The organism is Pseudomonas paeninsulae, from assembly GCF_035621475.1.
In the GTDB taxonomy this organism is placed as follows: Bacteria; Pseudomonadota; Gammaproteobacteria; order Pseudomonadales; family Pseudomonadaceae; genus Aquipseudomonas; species Aquipseudomonas paeninsulae.
Window position 1 is genome coordinate 4,780,831 of record NZ_CP141799.1, and the last position, 13,369, is coordinate 4,794,199.

At 62.9% G+C, this 13,369-nt stretch carries 9 protein-coding genes; 5 read left to right on the plus strand and 4 right to left on the minus strand.

What is annotated here, in order from left to right; all coding sequences use genetic code 11:
• Positions 1–127 precede the first annotated feature (127 nt).
• Entirely contained in the window at positions 128–1,057 is a 930-nt protein-coding gene (arcC, locus tag VCJ09_RS22030; protein WP_079203605.1) for a carbamate kinase, read from the plus strand.
• 33 nt (positions 1,058–1,090) lie between these two features.
• Positions 1,091–1,444 (plus strand): DUF5064 family protein, encoded by a 354-nt coding sequence (locus VCJ09_RS22035; RefSeq protein ID WP_324732148.1) that lies wholly within the window; start codon positions 1,091–1,093, stop codon positions 1,442–1,444.
• A gap of 254 nt (positions 1,445–1,698) precedes the next feature.
• On the opposite strand, the gene VCJ09_RS22040 is transcribed toward VCJ09_RS22035, so the two are convergent.
• Positions 1,699–3,351 (minus strand): acyl-CoA synthetase, encoded by a 1,653-nt coding sequence (locus tag VCJ09_RS22040; RefSeq protein WP_324732149.1) that lies wholly within the window; start codon positions 3,349–3,351, stop codon positions 1,699–1,701.
• A gap of 244 nt (positions 3,352–3,595) precedes the next feature.
• On the opposite strand from VCJ09_RS22040, the gene VCJ09_RS22045 reads away from it, so the two are divergent.
• Positions 3,596–5,506, plus strand: a complete 1,911-nt coding sequence (locus VCJ09_RS22045) for a beta-ketoacyl synthase (RefSeq protein ID WP_324732150.1) — start codon at positions 3,596–3,598, stop codon at positions 5,504–5,506.
• Positions 5,507–5,666: 160 nt separating this feature from the next.
• On the opposite strand, the gene VCJ09_RS22050 is transcribed toward VCJ09_RS22045, so the two are convergent.
• On the minus strand, positions 5,667–6,671 hold the full coding sequence (locus VCJ09_RS22050) for a DUF481 domain-containing protein (protein ID WP_324732151.1): 1,005 nt from the start codon (positions 6,669–6,671) through the stop codon (positions 5,667–5,669).
• 581 nt (positions 6,672–7,252) lie between these two features.
• Between VCJ09_RS22050 and VCJ09_RS22055 the strand changes: the two genes are divergently transcribed.
• Both VCJ09_RS22055 and VCJ09_RS22060 read left to right on the plus strand, forming a co-directional pair.
• The gene (locus tag VCJ09_RS22055; RefSeq protein ID WP_324732153.1) at positions 7,253–7,546 is read left to right on the plus strand and encodes an MGMT family protein; all 294 of its coding nucleotides are present in this window, start codon (positions 7,253–7,255) and stop codon (positions 7,544–7,546) included.
• A gap of 46 nt (positions 7,547–7,592) precedes the next feature.
• On the plus strand, positions 7,593–9,161 hold the full coding sequence (locus VCJ09_RS22060) for an AmpG family muropeptide MFS transporter (protein ID WP_324732155.1): 1,569 nt from the start codon (positions 7,593–7,595) through the stop codon (positions 9,159–9,161).
• 66 nt (positions 9,162–9,227) lie between these two features.
• Here VCJ09_RS22060 and VCJ09_RS22065 read toward each other — a convergent pair whose 3' ends face one another.
• Both VCJ09_RS22065 and VCJ09_RS22070 read right to left on the minus strand, forming a co-directional pair.
• Positions 9,228–11,006, minus strand: a complete 1,779-nt coding sequence (locus VCJ09_RS22065) for an acyl-CoA dehydrogenase C-terminal domain-containing protein (RefSeq protein WP_324732156.1) — start codon at positions 11,004–11,006, stop codon at positions 9,228–9,230.
• A gap of 169 nt (positions 11,007–11,175) precedes the next feature.
• Positions 11,176–12,972 (minus strand): acyl-CoA dehydrogenase C-terminal domain-containing protein, encoded by a 1,797-nt coding sequence (locus tag VCJ09_RS22070; RefSeq protein ID WP_324732157.1) that lies wholly within the window; start codon positions 12,970–12,972, stop codon positions 11,176–11,178.
• Positions 12,973–13,369: the final 397 nt, after the last annotated feature.

Below are 13,369 nucleotides of genomic sequence, written 5' to 3' on the forward strand. Positions count from 1 at the left end.
CCTGGGGCTGCCGATAGACCGCGAAGGAGTCCCGTGCGCGGGTGTAATTGCCACAGCGCACGGGGCAAGTCGCTGGCCAGCCAGCGGCTACAGGCAAGAGCCATCACCTTTGAGAGGGACATGCACTATGCGTATCGTCGTGGCACTGGGCGGTAACGCCCTCCTTCGCCGTGGTCAACCCATGACCGCGGACAATCAACGGATCAATATCCGTATCGCCGCCGAACAGATCGCCAAAATAGCCCCCGGCAACGAGCTGGTAGTGGCGCACGGCAATGGCCCCCAAGTAGGCCTGCTGTCCTTGCAGGCCGCCGCTTACACCGAGCTCAGCCCTTACCCGCTGGATGTGCTGGGCGCCGAAACCGAAGGCATGATCGGCTACATGATTGAGCAGGAGCTGGGCAACCTGCTGCCCGTCGAGGTGCCCTTCGCCACCCTGCTGACCCAGGTGGAAGTCGACCCGGCCGACCCGGCCTTTCAACACCCGAGCAAACCGATTGGCCCGGTCTACAGCAAGGTCGAGGCCGAGCGCCTGGCCGCCGAAAAAGGCTGGAGTATCGCCGCCGATGGCGAGCAGTTTCGCCGCGTGGTCGCCAGCCCGCGGCCGATACGGATCTTCGAAATCCGCCCGATCAAGTGGCTGCTGGAGAAAGGCAGCATCGTCATCTGCGCCGGCGGTGGCGGTATCCCGACGCTGTACGGCGCAGACGGCAAACTCAAGGGCGTGGAAGCGGTGATCGACAAGGACCTCTGCTCGGCGCTGCTGGCCGAACAGCTGCAGAGCGACCTACTGGTGATCGCCACCGATGTCAGCGCGGTATATGTCGACTGGGGCCAGGCGACGCAAAAAACCATCAGCGCCGCCCACCCGGACGCCCTGGAGCAACTCGACTTTGCCGCCGGTTCCATGGGGCCGAAAGTCCAGGCCGCCTGCGAGTTCGCCCGTAATACCGGCAAAGTCGCGGTGATCGGAGCATTGGCGGATATCCAAGCCATCGTCCAAGGTAAGGCCGGCACCCGGATCAGCACGGCGCAACCGGGCATTCACTATCGCTGACATCCCCATATTCATACTTACAGGAGCCTCGCCATGAGCGAACCCGGCCATCTGCATATCATCCGTGCGCCCTTGCAGCCCAACGACTTTGGCTACGACATCAACGTCGAGTATCAGGTGGTCAATGATCCTGCGACGGGCACGGCCATGCACTTCAGCATGCACGGTGAAATCAACGGCGCAGCCTTCACGGAAGAATTCGAACTGCCCAGGGACATGGCCTGCAACTTTGCCAGCAACTGTTTTCACCTCGCGCAGAAACACGGCCTGCCGAAAACGGCGAATATCATCTCAATGCACCATAAATACGACGCCATGTTCGAAGACATCCGCCAGCGCCTCGACCTCCATTCCGGTGAGGCGGTCAAGCCAGAGCACTTGCTGTAACTGCCCGTGCTTGTTGCGCGCCAGGCCCGGGGCGGCACCAACGGGGCGATAGCGCGCCCATGCCGAGCCTCGCGTTGCAGCCATACGTCGATGATGATCGGCCCCGTCGCGCCAGCGCGCAGCAACCCGAAGACCTAGCGCTAACGGCGCAGCACGCTCGCCCATCGACCACACTGCCGCGCACAGCAACCATCACCTGTTGATTCGCAGCAGCGGCGCCGCTTAGCCCACAGGCGAGTACGCACACCAGGCTCCTAGGTCGCCGCCTGCCCGCCCGCCGCCATCGCCCTGGCCTGCTCGCGCAGGACGAACTTCTGCACCTTGCCGGTGGCAGTTTTTGGCAGCGCGGTGAAGACCACGCAACCGGGCACCTTGAAGCGCGCCATGCGCTGTTGGCAGAAGGCAATCACTTCGGCCTCCGTCAGTTCGACTCCCGGCTTGGCGGTGACGAAGGCGCAGGGGGTTTCGCCCCACTTGTCGCTGGGCATGGCCACCACCGCCGCTTCGAGGATCTGCGGATGACGGTAGAGCACGTCCTCCACCTCGATCGAGGAGATGTTCTCGCCGCCGGAGATGATGATGTCCTTGGAGCGGTCCTTGATCTCCACATAACCGTCGGCGTGCCACACCGCCAGGTCGCCGGAGTGGAACCAGCCGCCGGCGAAGGCTTCGGCGGTGGCCGTGGGGTTCTTCAGGTAGCCCTTCATCACCACATTGCCGCGCATCATGATCTCGCCGATGCTCTGGCCGTCCTTGGGCACCGGCTGCAGGGTGTCCGGGTCGGCCACCATCAGGCCGTCGAGCAATGGCGCCCGCACGCCCTGGCGGGATTTCAGGCGCGCTTGCTGCTCGGGGGTTTCGCTGTCCCACTCCTCCTTCCATTCGCAGGCCACGCTGGGGCCATAGGTTTCGGTCAGGCCATAGACGTGGGTGACGCGAAACGCCATGGCTTCCATGGCCTCGATCACCGCCGCAGGTGGCGCGGCGCCGGCAGTCAGCACCTTGACCGGGCGGGTCTTCAGCGCCTTCAGCTCATCGGCGGCATTGGCCAGCATGTTCAGCACGATCGGTGCGCCACAGAAGTGGTCGACGCCATGCTCGGCAATCGCCGGGTAAATCGCCTCGGCGCGCACATGGCGCAGGCACACATTGACCCCGACATAGGCCGCCAGCGCCCAGGGGAAACACCAGCCGTTGCAGTGGAACATCGGCAGCGTCCACAGGTACACCGGGAAGCGGCTCATGTCCCAGCACATGGCGTTGGACAAGGCATTCAGGTGCGCGCCGCGGTGGTGGTAGACCACGCCCTTGGGGTTGCCCGTGGTGCCGGAGGTGTAGCTGAGCGAGATCGCCTGCCATTCGTCGGCGGGCATCTGCCAGGCATAGTCGGCGTCGCCTTCGGCCAACAGCGCCTCGTAGTCGAACTGGCCAATCAACTGGCCGTCCTGATACTCCGGGTCGTCGATGCCGATGATCAGCGGACGGTTGGGCAGGTGGCTGGTGGCGCGCTGCACCAGTTCGCCGAATTCCTTGTCGACCAACAGCACCTTGGCTTCGCCATGCTGCAGGATGAAGGCGATGGCTTCGGCATCCAGACGGGTATTGATGGCATTCAGCACGGCGCCGCACATGGGTACGCCGAAGTGCGCCTCGAACATCGCCGGGCCGTTCGGCGCGATCACCGCCACCGTATCGCCCAGGCCAATGCCACGCTGGGCCAGGGCCGAAGCCAGGCGAATGCAGCGGCTGTAAGTCTCGCCCCAGGTCTGCCGCAGGCTACCGTTGATCAGCGCCGTTCGCTGCGGGTAGACACTCGCCGCGCGCTCGAGAAAACTCAAGGGACTGAGCGCCTGAAAATTCGCCGCTTCGCGCGGCATGCCATATTCGTAGGGGTTGAGGCTGTGCATTATTGTTCTCCAGCGAGACCTTGGACTGGAGAAACCTTAGCAGGAGTATGGTTTTGCCGAAGCGCTACCTTGGTCGAAGCAGTGACTCACAAGTCATAAATCACGTCAGCATAAGCACCCAAACAGTCGAGCCACTGCTCGCCCCCATTGTATGTCCCCGTGTTTACGGGTTCCTGGGCGAGCGACAAGCAGGTATCGCTTCATCTGAGCTTGTCCGGCGTATTTATTTGAAGGAGTTTCCCGCGTGAAGTCTCGCTTACCCGTGATTGTTGGTTTTGGTGGTTATAACGCAGCCGGCCGCAGTTCCTTTCACCACGGCTTCCGCCGCACCGTGATCGAGTCGATGGACCTGCGCGCACGTCAGGAAACCCTCGCCGGCTTGGCCGTGATGATGAAACTGCTGCAGGTACTCGACGGCAGCTACCAGACCATCGACGGCACGGCGTTGAGCCTGGCGGAGATCGACAGCCGTTTTGCCGAACAGATTCTCGCCTCGACCCTGGTACGGCGTATCGAAAAGCAGCACCTGGATGTCGACGCCGCCCACTGGCAGAAAAACATCAGCGTCAGTGGCGCGTCCGGCACCCCGCTGAGCTTCATTAGCAACCGCAAGCAACTGCCCGAGCCACTGCCGGCCAACTGGTCGGTGGAGGAGCTTAACGCCACCGAGGTGCGCGTCACCCTGCACGACAACTGCGACTTCAAGGTCGACAGCTACCGCGCCCTGCCGGTGAAATCCGCCGGTCAGTTGCCCAGCGGTTTCGAGCCGAGCGAACACTACAACTCACGCTTCCACCCGCGCGGTCTGAGCATGGCCATCGTCGGGGTGACCGACGCCCTGCGCTCGACCGGCCTGCCCTGGCAGTCGATCGTCGATCGGGTACAACCGGACGAAGTCGCGGTGTTCGCCAGCTGCATCATGAGCCAGCTCGACGAAAACGGCTTCGGCGGCATGATGCAATCGCGCCTCAAGGGCGGCCGGGTCACCGCCAAGCAGCTGGCCCTGGGCCTTAACAGCATGCCGGCTGACTTCATCAACGCCTACGTGCTCGGCAGTGTCGGCAGTACCGGCAGCATCACCGGCGCCTGCGCCACCTTCCTCTACAACCTGCAGAAGGGCATCGAGCAGATCACCACGGGCAAGGCCCGGGTGGTGATCGTCGGCAGCAGCGAAGCACCGGTCAATCAGGAGTGCATCGAGGGTTACGGCGCCATGGGCGCGCTGGCCACCGAAGAGGGCCTGCGCCAGATCGAAGGCCAGCAACAGGTGAACTTCCGCCGCGCCAGCCGCCCGTTCGGCGACAACTGCGGCTTCACCCTGGCCGAGGCCTGCCAGTTCGTGGTGCTGATGGACGACGAACTGGCCCTGGAGCTAGGCGCTGACATCCACGGCGCGGTGCCGGATGTATTCGTCAACGCCGATGGCTTCAAGAAATCCATCTCCGCCCCCGGCCCCGGTAATTACCTGACCATGGCCAAGGCCGTGGCCAGCGCCGTGCAACTGCTCGGCCTCGATGCCGTGCGCCAACGCAGCTTCGTCCACGCCCACGGCTCCAGCACCCCGGCCAACCGTACCACCGAATCCGAACTGCTGGATCGCATCGCCGCCACCTTCGCCATCGAGCAATGGCCGGTGACCGCAGTCAAGGCCTTCGTCGGCCACTCCCTGGCCACCGCCAGCGGCGATCAGGTGATCTCCGCCCTGGGCAGCTTCAAGTACGGCGTCATCCCCGGAATCAAGACCATCGACTCGGTCGCCGACGACGTCCACCAAGAGCACCTGAGTTTCGCCACCACGGATCGCCAACGCGAGCCGCAGCAACTCGATGTGTGCTTCATCAACTCCAAGGGCTTCGGCGGCAACAACGCCAGCGCCGTGGTGCTGGCCCCCCATGTGGTCGACAAGATGCTGCGCAAGCGTCACGGCACCGAGGCCTTCGCCGCCTATTGCGCACGCCGCGAACAGACCCGCGCCGCCGCCCGCGCCTACGACGAACAGGCCATGCGGGGACAACTGGAAATCATCTACAACTTCGGCCGCGACCTGATCGACGACAAGGCCATCGAGCTGGGCACCGAACAGATCAAGGTGCCGGGCTTCGCTCAGCCGCTGGTGTTCAAGCAGGATGACCGCTTCACCGACATGCTCGACTAACCGCCTACCTGGTGGTTGCGGACCGGTTCGGATCGCTCCGCTGGGTATCGATTTATGCCTTTGCATGCCAAGAAAAATGCCGCTCACTTGACTCAAGTGAACGGCATTGCGGCATATGGCCAGAGCGATGCAAACTACAGCTGACTGGCTGCGAAATGGCTTACCAGCCGACACCAAAGCCGAGACTGTAGTGGGTTTCGTCTATATCGCCTTCCGAACCACTGACTATATCTTTCTCGGCCTTCATGTTCAGCGAAGCCCAGTCGGTGACCTTGTAGCGCAGTCCCACCTCGGCTTCCAGGGCGTATTCGGCGACATTAGCCAGCGGCTTGCCGACCTCACCGGTGCTGAACAGCTCGACGCTCTTGCCAACCAGATAACGGTTGTAGTCCCACTTCGTGCTCACGGCATAGAAGCTATCCTTCTCGCCGTTGGCATACAGATAGTCGGTGCGGTTCATCAAGCCGACGACGGAGAAGGCGCCCAATTCGTTATCCCAGAACTGGTAACCCGGACCAGTACCTACCGTGCGCTGGCGCCGCAGTTCTTCGATCAGATCGCGCTCGTATTCGACACGCCCCTCCCAGAACCATTGTTCATCAAGGAAACGGTCGAGGGCATATTCGGCGCCCCAGTTATCCGTGGCCACTACGCCGTCCTGGAACTCACGGTTGTACTCGGCCGTGGCATTGTGCCGCCAGAGGCCATGGCGCATCTGAGTTTTCAGGTCGACATCATAGTCATCGGTATCAGTTTCGGCGCGCTTGTAGTCCAGCGCCGCGTCGATATTGCCCTTCCAGGTCAAATCCTCGATCAGTGGCTTGGGCTTCATGATCCGCTCGATACTCGCCAACTCGATAGTTCTCGGTCCTTCGCCATTGGCCAGGGTGACTTTGCCCTGCTCGGCAGCCAGCAAAGCTTTGGCCCGCTCACCGGTAAGTTTGCCTTCCTTGATCAGCAGCTCCTGGTCGCTTTCGAGGGTGGCGATTTTCTTCCAATCCAGCGCGATCGAGCCACCGTACTCGGTTTCCAGGAGCAGTTTTTTCCCTTCAAAGAATTTGATCGTACCGCTCAGCCGATCGCCGTTTTTCAACCACACGGTATCGGCCAGCAGAGGACTGGTAGCGGCCGAAAGGGTCAGGCACAGCAGGGTTCTGAAAATCATAAGAATGCTTGAAAAACTCTGATTGAATAAACGCCAGGCATTATGCGCAAGCCCGACCTCTGAACAAGCACTGACCGTCGGAATTAATCGGAGTTCAAGCCAGGCGACCGGCGCCATGCTGGCACGAGCCGAGCAGCCGGCCCCGAGCCCAGCAGATAATGGCGCTCGGAGGAGGTACGCCCCAGGCCACCCATTTGCGCCAGCTCGTACGGCAGCAACAGGCGGGGCCGGCGGTTGGTTGCAGTGCCCGCAGCCCAATCCCTGGCGGCGCAGCGACAGGGGTTTGCCCGATCGCCAGGTATCGATATCCTTGCAGGCGATCGGCACCTGGCCGGCATAGCGGGTTTTCAGCGCCCGCTTGCCGCTGGCGAGCAGCAGGATGTCGCCTGCTCAGGCGGTCGCCATTATTCAGCGCGACCCTGTCCGCCACCACTGGCCTGGCCCAACCTACCAACGCAGATAACCGCAGGGTGCGCAGCCGCATGATCAATCGACCACCGCCAGCTCAGGATGAAGCCGCCACGCAAGCCGCTTCGCCCCGGTCAGCGGCAAGCCCGGAAGGACGACGCGAGGCGCTGTATATGACGCTCGCGCAGGTTCCGGCGGGCAAGGTGGTCAGCTATGGGCAATTGGCTGAGCTGGCCGGCCTTGGCCGCGCCGCCCGCTGGGTAGGACGCAGTCTCAGCCAGCTGCCGCAGGGTACGACGCTGCCCTGGCATCGGGTGATCGCCGCCAGCGGTCGCCTGAGCCTGCCGGCGGGCAGTGCTTCCGGCGCGGAGCAACGGCAGCGCTTGCGTGCCGAAGGCGTGCTGGTCATCAATGATCGCGTGGATATCCGACGGCACGGCTGGCGCCCAATGGAGCACAGCGGTTAGAGTGCGCCCTGAACCCACTCTCTCTCCGCAGACAGATACCCGCTCAATGCCCCGTAAAAGTTGGCGCGAAGCCATCGCCGCCTATTCCAGCCCCTCCACGCTGGTGCTGTTGCTCCTCGGGTTCGCCGCCGGCCTGCCCTATATGCTGGTGTTCTCCACGCTGTCGGTGTGGTTGCGCGAAGCTGGCGTGGCACGTGAAACCATCGGTTTTGCCAGCCTGATCGGCCTGGCCTACGCCTTCAAATGGGTCTGGTCGCCACTGCTCGACCAGTGGCGCCTGCCGCTGCTCGGCAGGCTCGGCCGGCGCCGCTCCTGGCTGGTACTGGCCCAGGTGCTGATTGCCATCGGCCTGGCTGGCATGGCGTTGTGTGACCCGCAGACCAATCTGACCTGGCTAATTTCCCTGGCGGTGCTGGTGGCCTTCGCCTCAGCCACCCAGGACATCGCCATCGATGCCTACCGCCTGGAGATCGTCGAGGACACCCGCCAGGCGGCCCTGGCCGCCAGCTACATGGCCGGCTACCGGGTCGCCGCGCTGCTGGCCACCGCCGGTGCGCTGTACTTCGCCGAAGGTTTCGGTTCTACCGTACAGCTTTACCAGCACAGCGCCTGGTCCGGCACCTACCTGGTGTTTGCCCTGCTGATGTTGCCGGGCCTGCTCACCAGCCTGTGGATGCGCGAACCGGCGGTACCGCTGCAAACCCAGTTGGCCGCGGCGCGCTATGGTTTCAGCCACCAGATCGCCTCGGTGCTGGTGTTGATCGTGCTGCTGGTCTCGATGCCGGCGATGTTCACCCAGTTTTATTACACCGACTTCGCCAGCCTGGTACGGGGCGAAATCAGCCTGTTCGGCCTGCTCCTCGAAGATCGCGCCTTTCTGCGCGCCTTGCTCTACACCATCCTCACCACGCTGTGCCTGTCGAGCATGGGCCGCCGCGGCCTGGCACCGGTACTGACCCCGATCAACGACTTCATCGTGCGTTACCGCTGGCAGGCCTTGCTGCTGCTCGGGCTGATCGCGACCTACCGCATGTCGGATACCGTGATGGGCGTGATGGCCAACGTGTTCTACATCGACCAGGGCTTTACCAAGGATCAGATCGCCAGCGTCAGCAAGCTGTTCGGCCTGGTCATGACCCTGCTCGGCGCCGGTTTTGGCGGCTTGCTGATCGTGCGCTTCGGCATCCTGCCGATCCTGTTCATCGGCGGCATAGCATCGGCGGCGACCAACCTGCTGTTCCTCATGCTCGCCGGCATGGGCGCCGACCTGCAGATGTTGATCGTCACCATCTCCGCCGACAACTTCAGCGCTGGCCTGGCCACGGCGGCGTTCGTCGCCTACCTGTCGAGCCTGACCAACCTGCAGTTCTCGGCCACCCAATACGCCCTACTCAGCTCGATCATGCTGCTGTTGCCGCGACTGATCGGTGGCTATTCCGGCGTGCTGGTGGAGAAACTCGGCTATGCCGAGTTCTTCCTGATCACCGCCCTGCTGGGGATCCCGACCCTGGTTCTGATTGCCCTGCAATGGAAGCGCGAACGCCCGCAGGCCAATGGCTCGACGCCAACCGAAACGCTCGACATCCCGCCGCTGAAGACTGAAGCCAACCACTAGCCCATCGCCAGTAGATGTAAAAAAGCCCCGGTACATGACCGGGGCTTTTGCGTTGCAGGGTGTGGCTTAGAACTGCGCCGCATCCAGCAGATAGAGGCTTGCGCTGCCGGCCTTGACCGAGGCGGTCAGCGAGTGGATGCGCGGCAGGATGCGCGCGAAGTAGAAGCGTGCGGTACCCAGCTTGCTGGCGTAGAAGTCGTCCTGACCTTCCTTGCCCAACGCCGTCCTGGCCATCAGTGCCCACATGTAGGCATAGGCGGTGTAGCCGAACACCTGCAGGTACTCGACCGAGGCGGCGCCGATTTCGTTGGGGTTGGCCTTGGCCCGCGCCAGCAGATCGACGGTCATCTGCTCCAGATTGCCGATGGCAGCTTTCAGCGGCTCGGTGAACTCGGCGAGCGAAACATCGGCCGAATCGGTGAAGGCCTTGATCTCATCAGCGAAGTGTTGGTAGAACGCCCCGCCGCTACCGATCACCTTGCGCCCGACCAGGTCGAGGGCTTGGATGCCGTTGGTGCCTTCGTAGATCTGGGTGATGCGGCAATCGCGCACCAGCTGCTCCTGGCCCCACTCGCGAATGAAGCCATGACCGCCGAACACCTGCTGGCCGTGGAGAGTGGTTTCCAGGCCCATGTCGGTGAGGAAGGCCTTGGCCACCGGGGTCAGCAGGGCGACCAGTTCTTCGGCGCGCTTGCGCACGACTGGGTCCTCGCTGAACTTGGCGGTATCGAGCTGCATGGCGACGTAGCTGGAGAAGGCGCGACCGCCCTCGTTCAACGCCTTCATGGTCAGCAGCATGCGGCGGACGTCGGGATGGACGATGATCGGATCGGCGACCTTGTCCTTGGCGACCGGGCCGGTCGGCGCGCGGCTCTGAATGCGCTCACGGGCGTAGTCGATGGCGCTCTGGTAGGAACGCTCGCCGGTGGCCAGGCCCTGGATGCCGACGCCCAGACGCTCGTAGTTCATCATGGTGAACATCGCGGCCAGACCGCGATTAGGCGCGTCGACGATCCAGCCGGTGGCGCCATCGAAATTCATCACGCAGGTGCTGGAGGCCTTGATGCCCATCTTGTGCTCGATCGAGCCGCAGGACAGCGCGTTGTGCTCGCCCAGCGAGCCATCGGCGCCCACCATGAACTTGGGCACCAGAAACAGCGAGATGCCTTTCGGCCCGGCCGGTGCATCCGGCAGCTTGGCCAGCACCAGGTGAATGATGTTCTCGCTCAGGTCGTGCTCGCCCCCGGTGATGAAGATCTTGGTGCCGCTGATCTTGTAGCTGCCATCGGCTTGCGGCTCGGCCTTGGTGCGGATGATGCCCAGGTCGGTGCCGGCGTGCGACTCGGTCAGGCACATCGAGCCGGCCCAGATGCCGGCGTACATGTTTGGCAGGTACTGCTCTTTCAGCTCTTCGCTGGCGTGGGCGTTGATCGACAGGCAGGCGCCGGCGGTGAGCATCGGATAGAGGCCGAATGACAGGTTGGCCGAGTTGACCATCTCCTCGACTTGCGCGGAGATCACCTTGGGCATGCCCATGCCACCGAACAGCGGGTCGCCGCCGACCCCTACCCAACCGCCTTCGGCGTAGGCGTTGTAGGCTTCGGGAAAGCCGGCCGGCGTCTTCACCGCGCCATCGTTCCAGGTGCAGCCTTCCTCATCGCCGCTGCGATTGAGCGGGGCAATGATGCCCGCGGTGACCTTGCCGGCTTCTTCGAGAATGGCGCTGGCAGTGTCTTCATCCACCACGTCGGCCAGGGCAGGTAATTGGGCCCACAGCTTGGACACCTCGAACACTTCGTTGAGCACGAAGCGCATGTCGCGCAGGGGAGCTTTGTAGTCAGCCATGGAAAATCCTCGAACGGAGCAACAGGGTTAAAGCAGGCCTGGGAGTTTAACCGAGCAACATTTCAGACACATAGGGTCGTGTTATGACCGAACAGTCTCAGGCTGCTTGCCAAATCGCAGATAACCAAAGCCCGCCAACAGGCGGGCTTTGGTTCGTTTCAAGCATCGCTCAGAGCGCGAAATGCTCGGCTGGCAGACTCATCATGCACTCGCTGCCGGCCTCGGCCGCAGCCAGGTGGGCGGCCGTACGCGGCAGCAGGCGCTTGAAGTAGAACGCGCAGGTGGCCAGCTTGGCCTGGTAGAAGGCCGCATCGCCGGCACCCGCGTCGAGCTTCTCCTGGGCCACCAGCGCCATGCGCAACCAGAAGTAGGCCAGGATCACGTAGCCGGAGTACATCAGGTAATCCACCGAAGCGGCGCCGACCTCGTCAGGATTCTTCATCGCCGCCAGACCGATCTTCTGGGTCAGCTCGCCCCACTGGGTGTTCAGCGTCGCCAGCTGCGCCACGTAGCCCTTGAGCTGCGGATGCTCGGCCTGCGCCACGCACAACTTGTGCACGATCTTGGTGAAGCCGCGCAGCAGCTTGCCCTGGCTGCCGAGCACCTTGCGCCCGAGCAGATCGAGGGCCTGAATACCGTTGGTGCCTTCATAGATCGGCGCGATGCGGCAATCACGAACCAGCTGTTCCATGCCCCACTCGCGGATATAGCCATGGCCGCCGAAGATCTGCATGCCGTGGTTGGTCACCTCCAGCCCGGTGTCGGTCATGAAGGCCTTGCAGATCGGGGTGAGCAAGGCCAGCAGGTTTTCCGCCTCCTCGCGCTGCTGGATGTTTTCACTGAGGTGCGCGACATCCAGTAGCTGCGCGGTGAAGTAAGCCAGGGCACGGTTGCCTTCGTTGAGCGCCTTCATGGTCAACAACATGCGCCGCACATCGGGGTGCACGATGATCGGATCGGCCGGCTTATCCGGCGCCTTCGGCCCGGTCAGGGCACGCATCTGCAGGCGCTCGTTGGCGTATTTGAGCGCGCCCTGGTAGCTCGCTTCGCCGAGGCACAGCCCCTGCATGCCGGTGCCCAAGCGTGCGTGGTTCATCATGGTGAACATGCAGTTGAGGCCTTTATTGGCCTCGCCAATCAGAAACCCGTGGGCGCTGTCGAAATTGATCACGCAGGTGGCCGAGGCCTTGATCCCCATCTTGTGTTCGATCGAGCCGCAGCTGACCCCGTTGCGCTCACCGGCCTGGCCGGCGGTGTCGGGGAGGAACTTGGGCACGATAAACAGTGAGATACCCTTGGTTCCGGCGGGCGCGTCGGGCAGCTTGGCCAGCACCAAGTGCACGATATTCTCGCTCATGTCGTGCTCGCCGGCAGAGATGAAGATCTTGCTGCCGCTGATCGCATAGCTACCGTCGGCCTGGGGCACGGCGCGGGTCTTGATGATGCCCAGGTCGGTGCCGCAATGCGCTTCGGTCAGGCACATGGTGCCGGTCCAGAGCCCCTCGGTCATGCGGGTCAGGTAGGTTTGCTTCTGCTCTTCCGTGCCGTGGGCATGGATCGCCGACATAGCGCCATGGGTCAGACCCGGATACATGCCCCACGAGGTGTTGCTGGCGCCGACCATTTCGCTGTTGAGCAAACCCAGCGAATGCGGCAACCCCTGGCCACCGTAGGCCGGGTCGGCGGCCAAGCCCATCCAGCCACCTTCGGCATACTGGGCGAAAGCTTCCTTGAAGCCTTTGGGCGTGGTCACCACACCGTTATCGAACTGACACTCTTCTTCGTCGCCGGAACGGTTCAACGGCGCCAGCACCTGCTCGCAGAACTTGGCACCTTCTTCGAGGATTGCACCGACCATGTCCGGCGTCGCCTCGCTGGCGCCGAGTGCGGCGTAGCTGGTGTGGAAGTCGAAGACATCGTCGATCAAGAAGCGCATGTCGCGTAGGGGGGCCTTGTACTCGGGCATGGTTGTTCTCCGTCAGGCAGGCGCGCAAGGCGCGGGTCAATACCCCCACGCTACCGCCGAAGCGGGCTGACTCACAACAACCGTACGCCCGCTGAATGCGTCGTCATAAATGGCTGGTGCACGGCCAAGAGATGCCAGCCTCCTCGCGAAGCCGGGGCCAGGCCTGAGCAGAGACAGACCCATTAGCGCTTGGCGGGTTACGTGGCGCACCACTACCGCAGTTACTGCGCAAATCCTGCAGCGCCACTAACCCACCCGACAAAAATTACGTGCAACAAGTAACAGGGACAGAGCATTGCTGGCGGAGCTGTTTGAGACTGTCGCCAGACAACGCTGGTCATGCCTACGCCAATGGAGCCGCGGCCGTGGTTGGTAACTGATCGGAAATAGAAAAGCC

What these genes read in the sequence shown, in the direction of transcription:
- VCJ09_RS22070 (WP_324732157.1), bottom strand. Translation starts at nt 12,972, where the DNA reads ATGCCCGAGTACAAGGCCCCCCTACGCGACATGCGCTTCTTGATCGAC.
- VCJ09_RS22055 (WP_324732153.1), top strand. Translation starts at nt 7,253, where the DNA reads ATGACGCTCGCGCAGGTTCCGGCGGGCAAGGTGGTCAGCTATGGGCAA.
- arcC (WP_079203605.1), top strand. Translation starts at nt 128, where the DNA reads ATGCGTATCGTCGTGGCACTGGGCGGTAACGCCCTCCTTCGCCGTGGT.
- VCJ09_RS22040 (WP_324732149.1), bottom strand. Translation starts at nt 3,351, where the DNA reads ATGCACAGCCTCAACCCCTACGAATATGGCATGCCGCGCGAAGCGGCG.
- VCJ09_RS22035 (WP_324732148.1), top strand. Translation starts at nt 1,091, where the DNA reads ATGAGCGAACCCGGCCATCTGCATATCATCCGTGCGCCCTTGCAGCCC.
- VCJ09_RS22065 (WP_324732156.1), bottom strand. Translation starts at nt 11,006, where the DNA reads ATGGCTGACTACAAAGCTCCCCTGCGCGACATGCGCTTCGTGCTCAAC.
- VCJ09_RS22060 (WP_324732155.1), top strand. Translation starts at nt 7,593, where the DNA reads ATGCCCCGTAAAAGTTGGCGCGAAGCCATCGCCGCCTATTCCAGCCCC.
- VCJ09_RS22050 (WP_324732151.1), bottom strand. Translation starts at nt 6,671, where the DNA reads ATGATTTTCAGAACCCTGCTGTGCCTGACCCTTTCGGCCGCTACCAGT.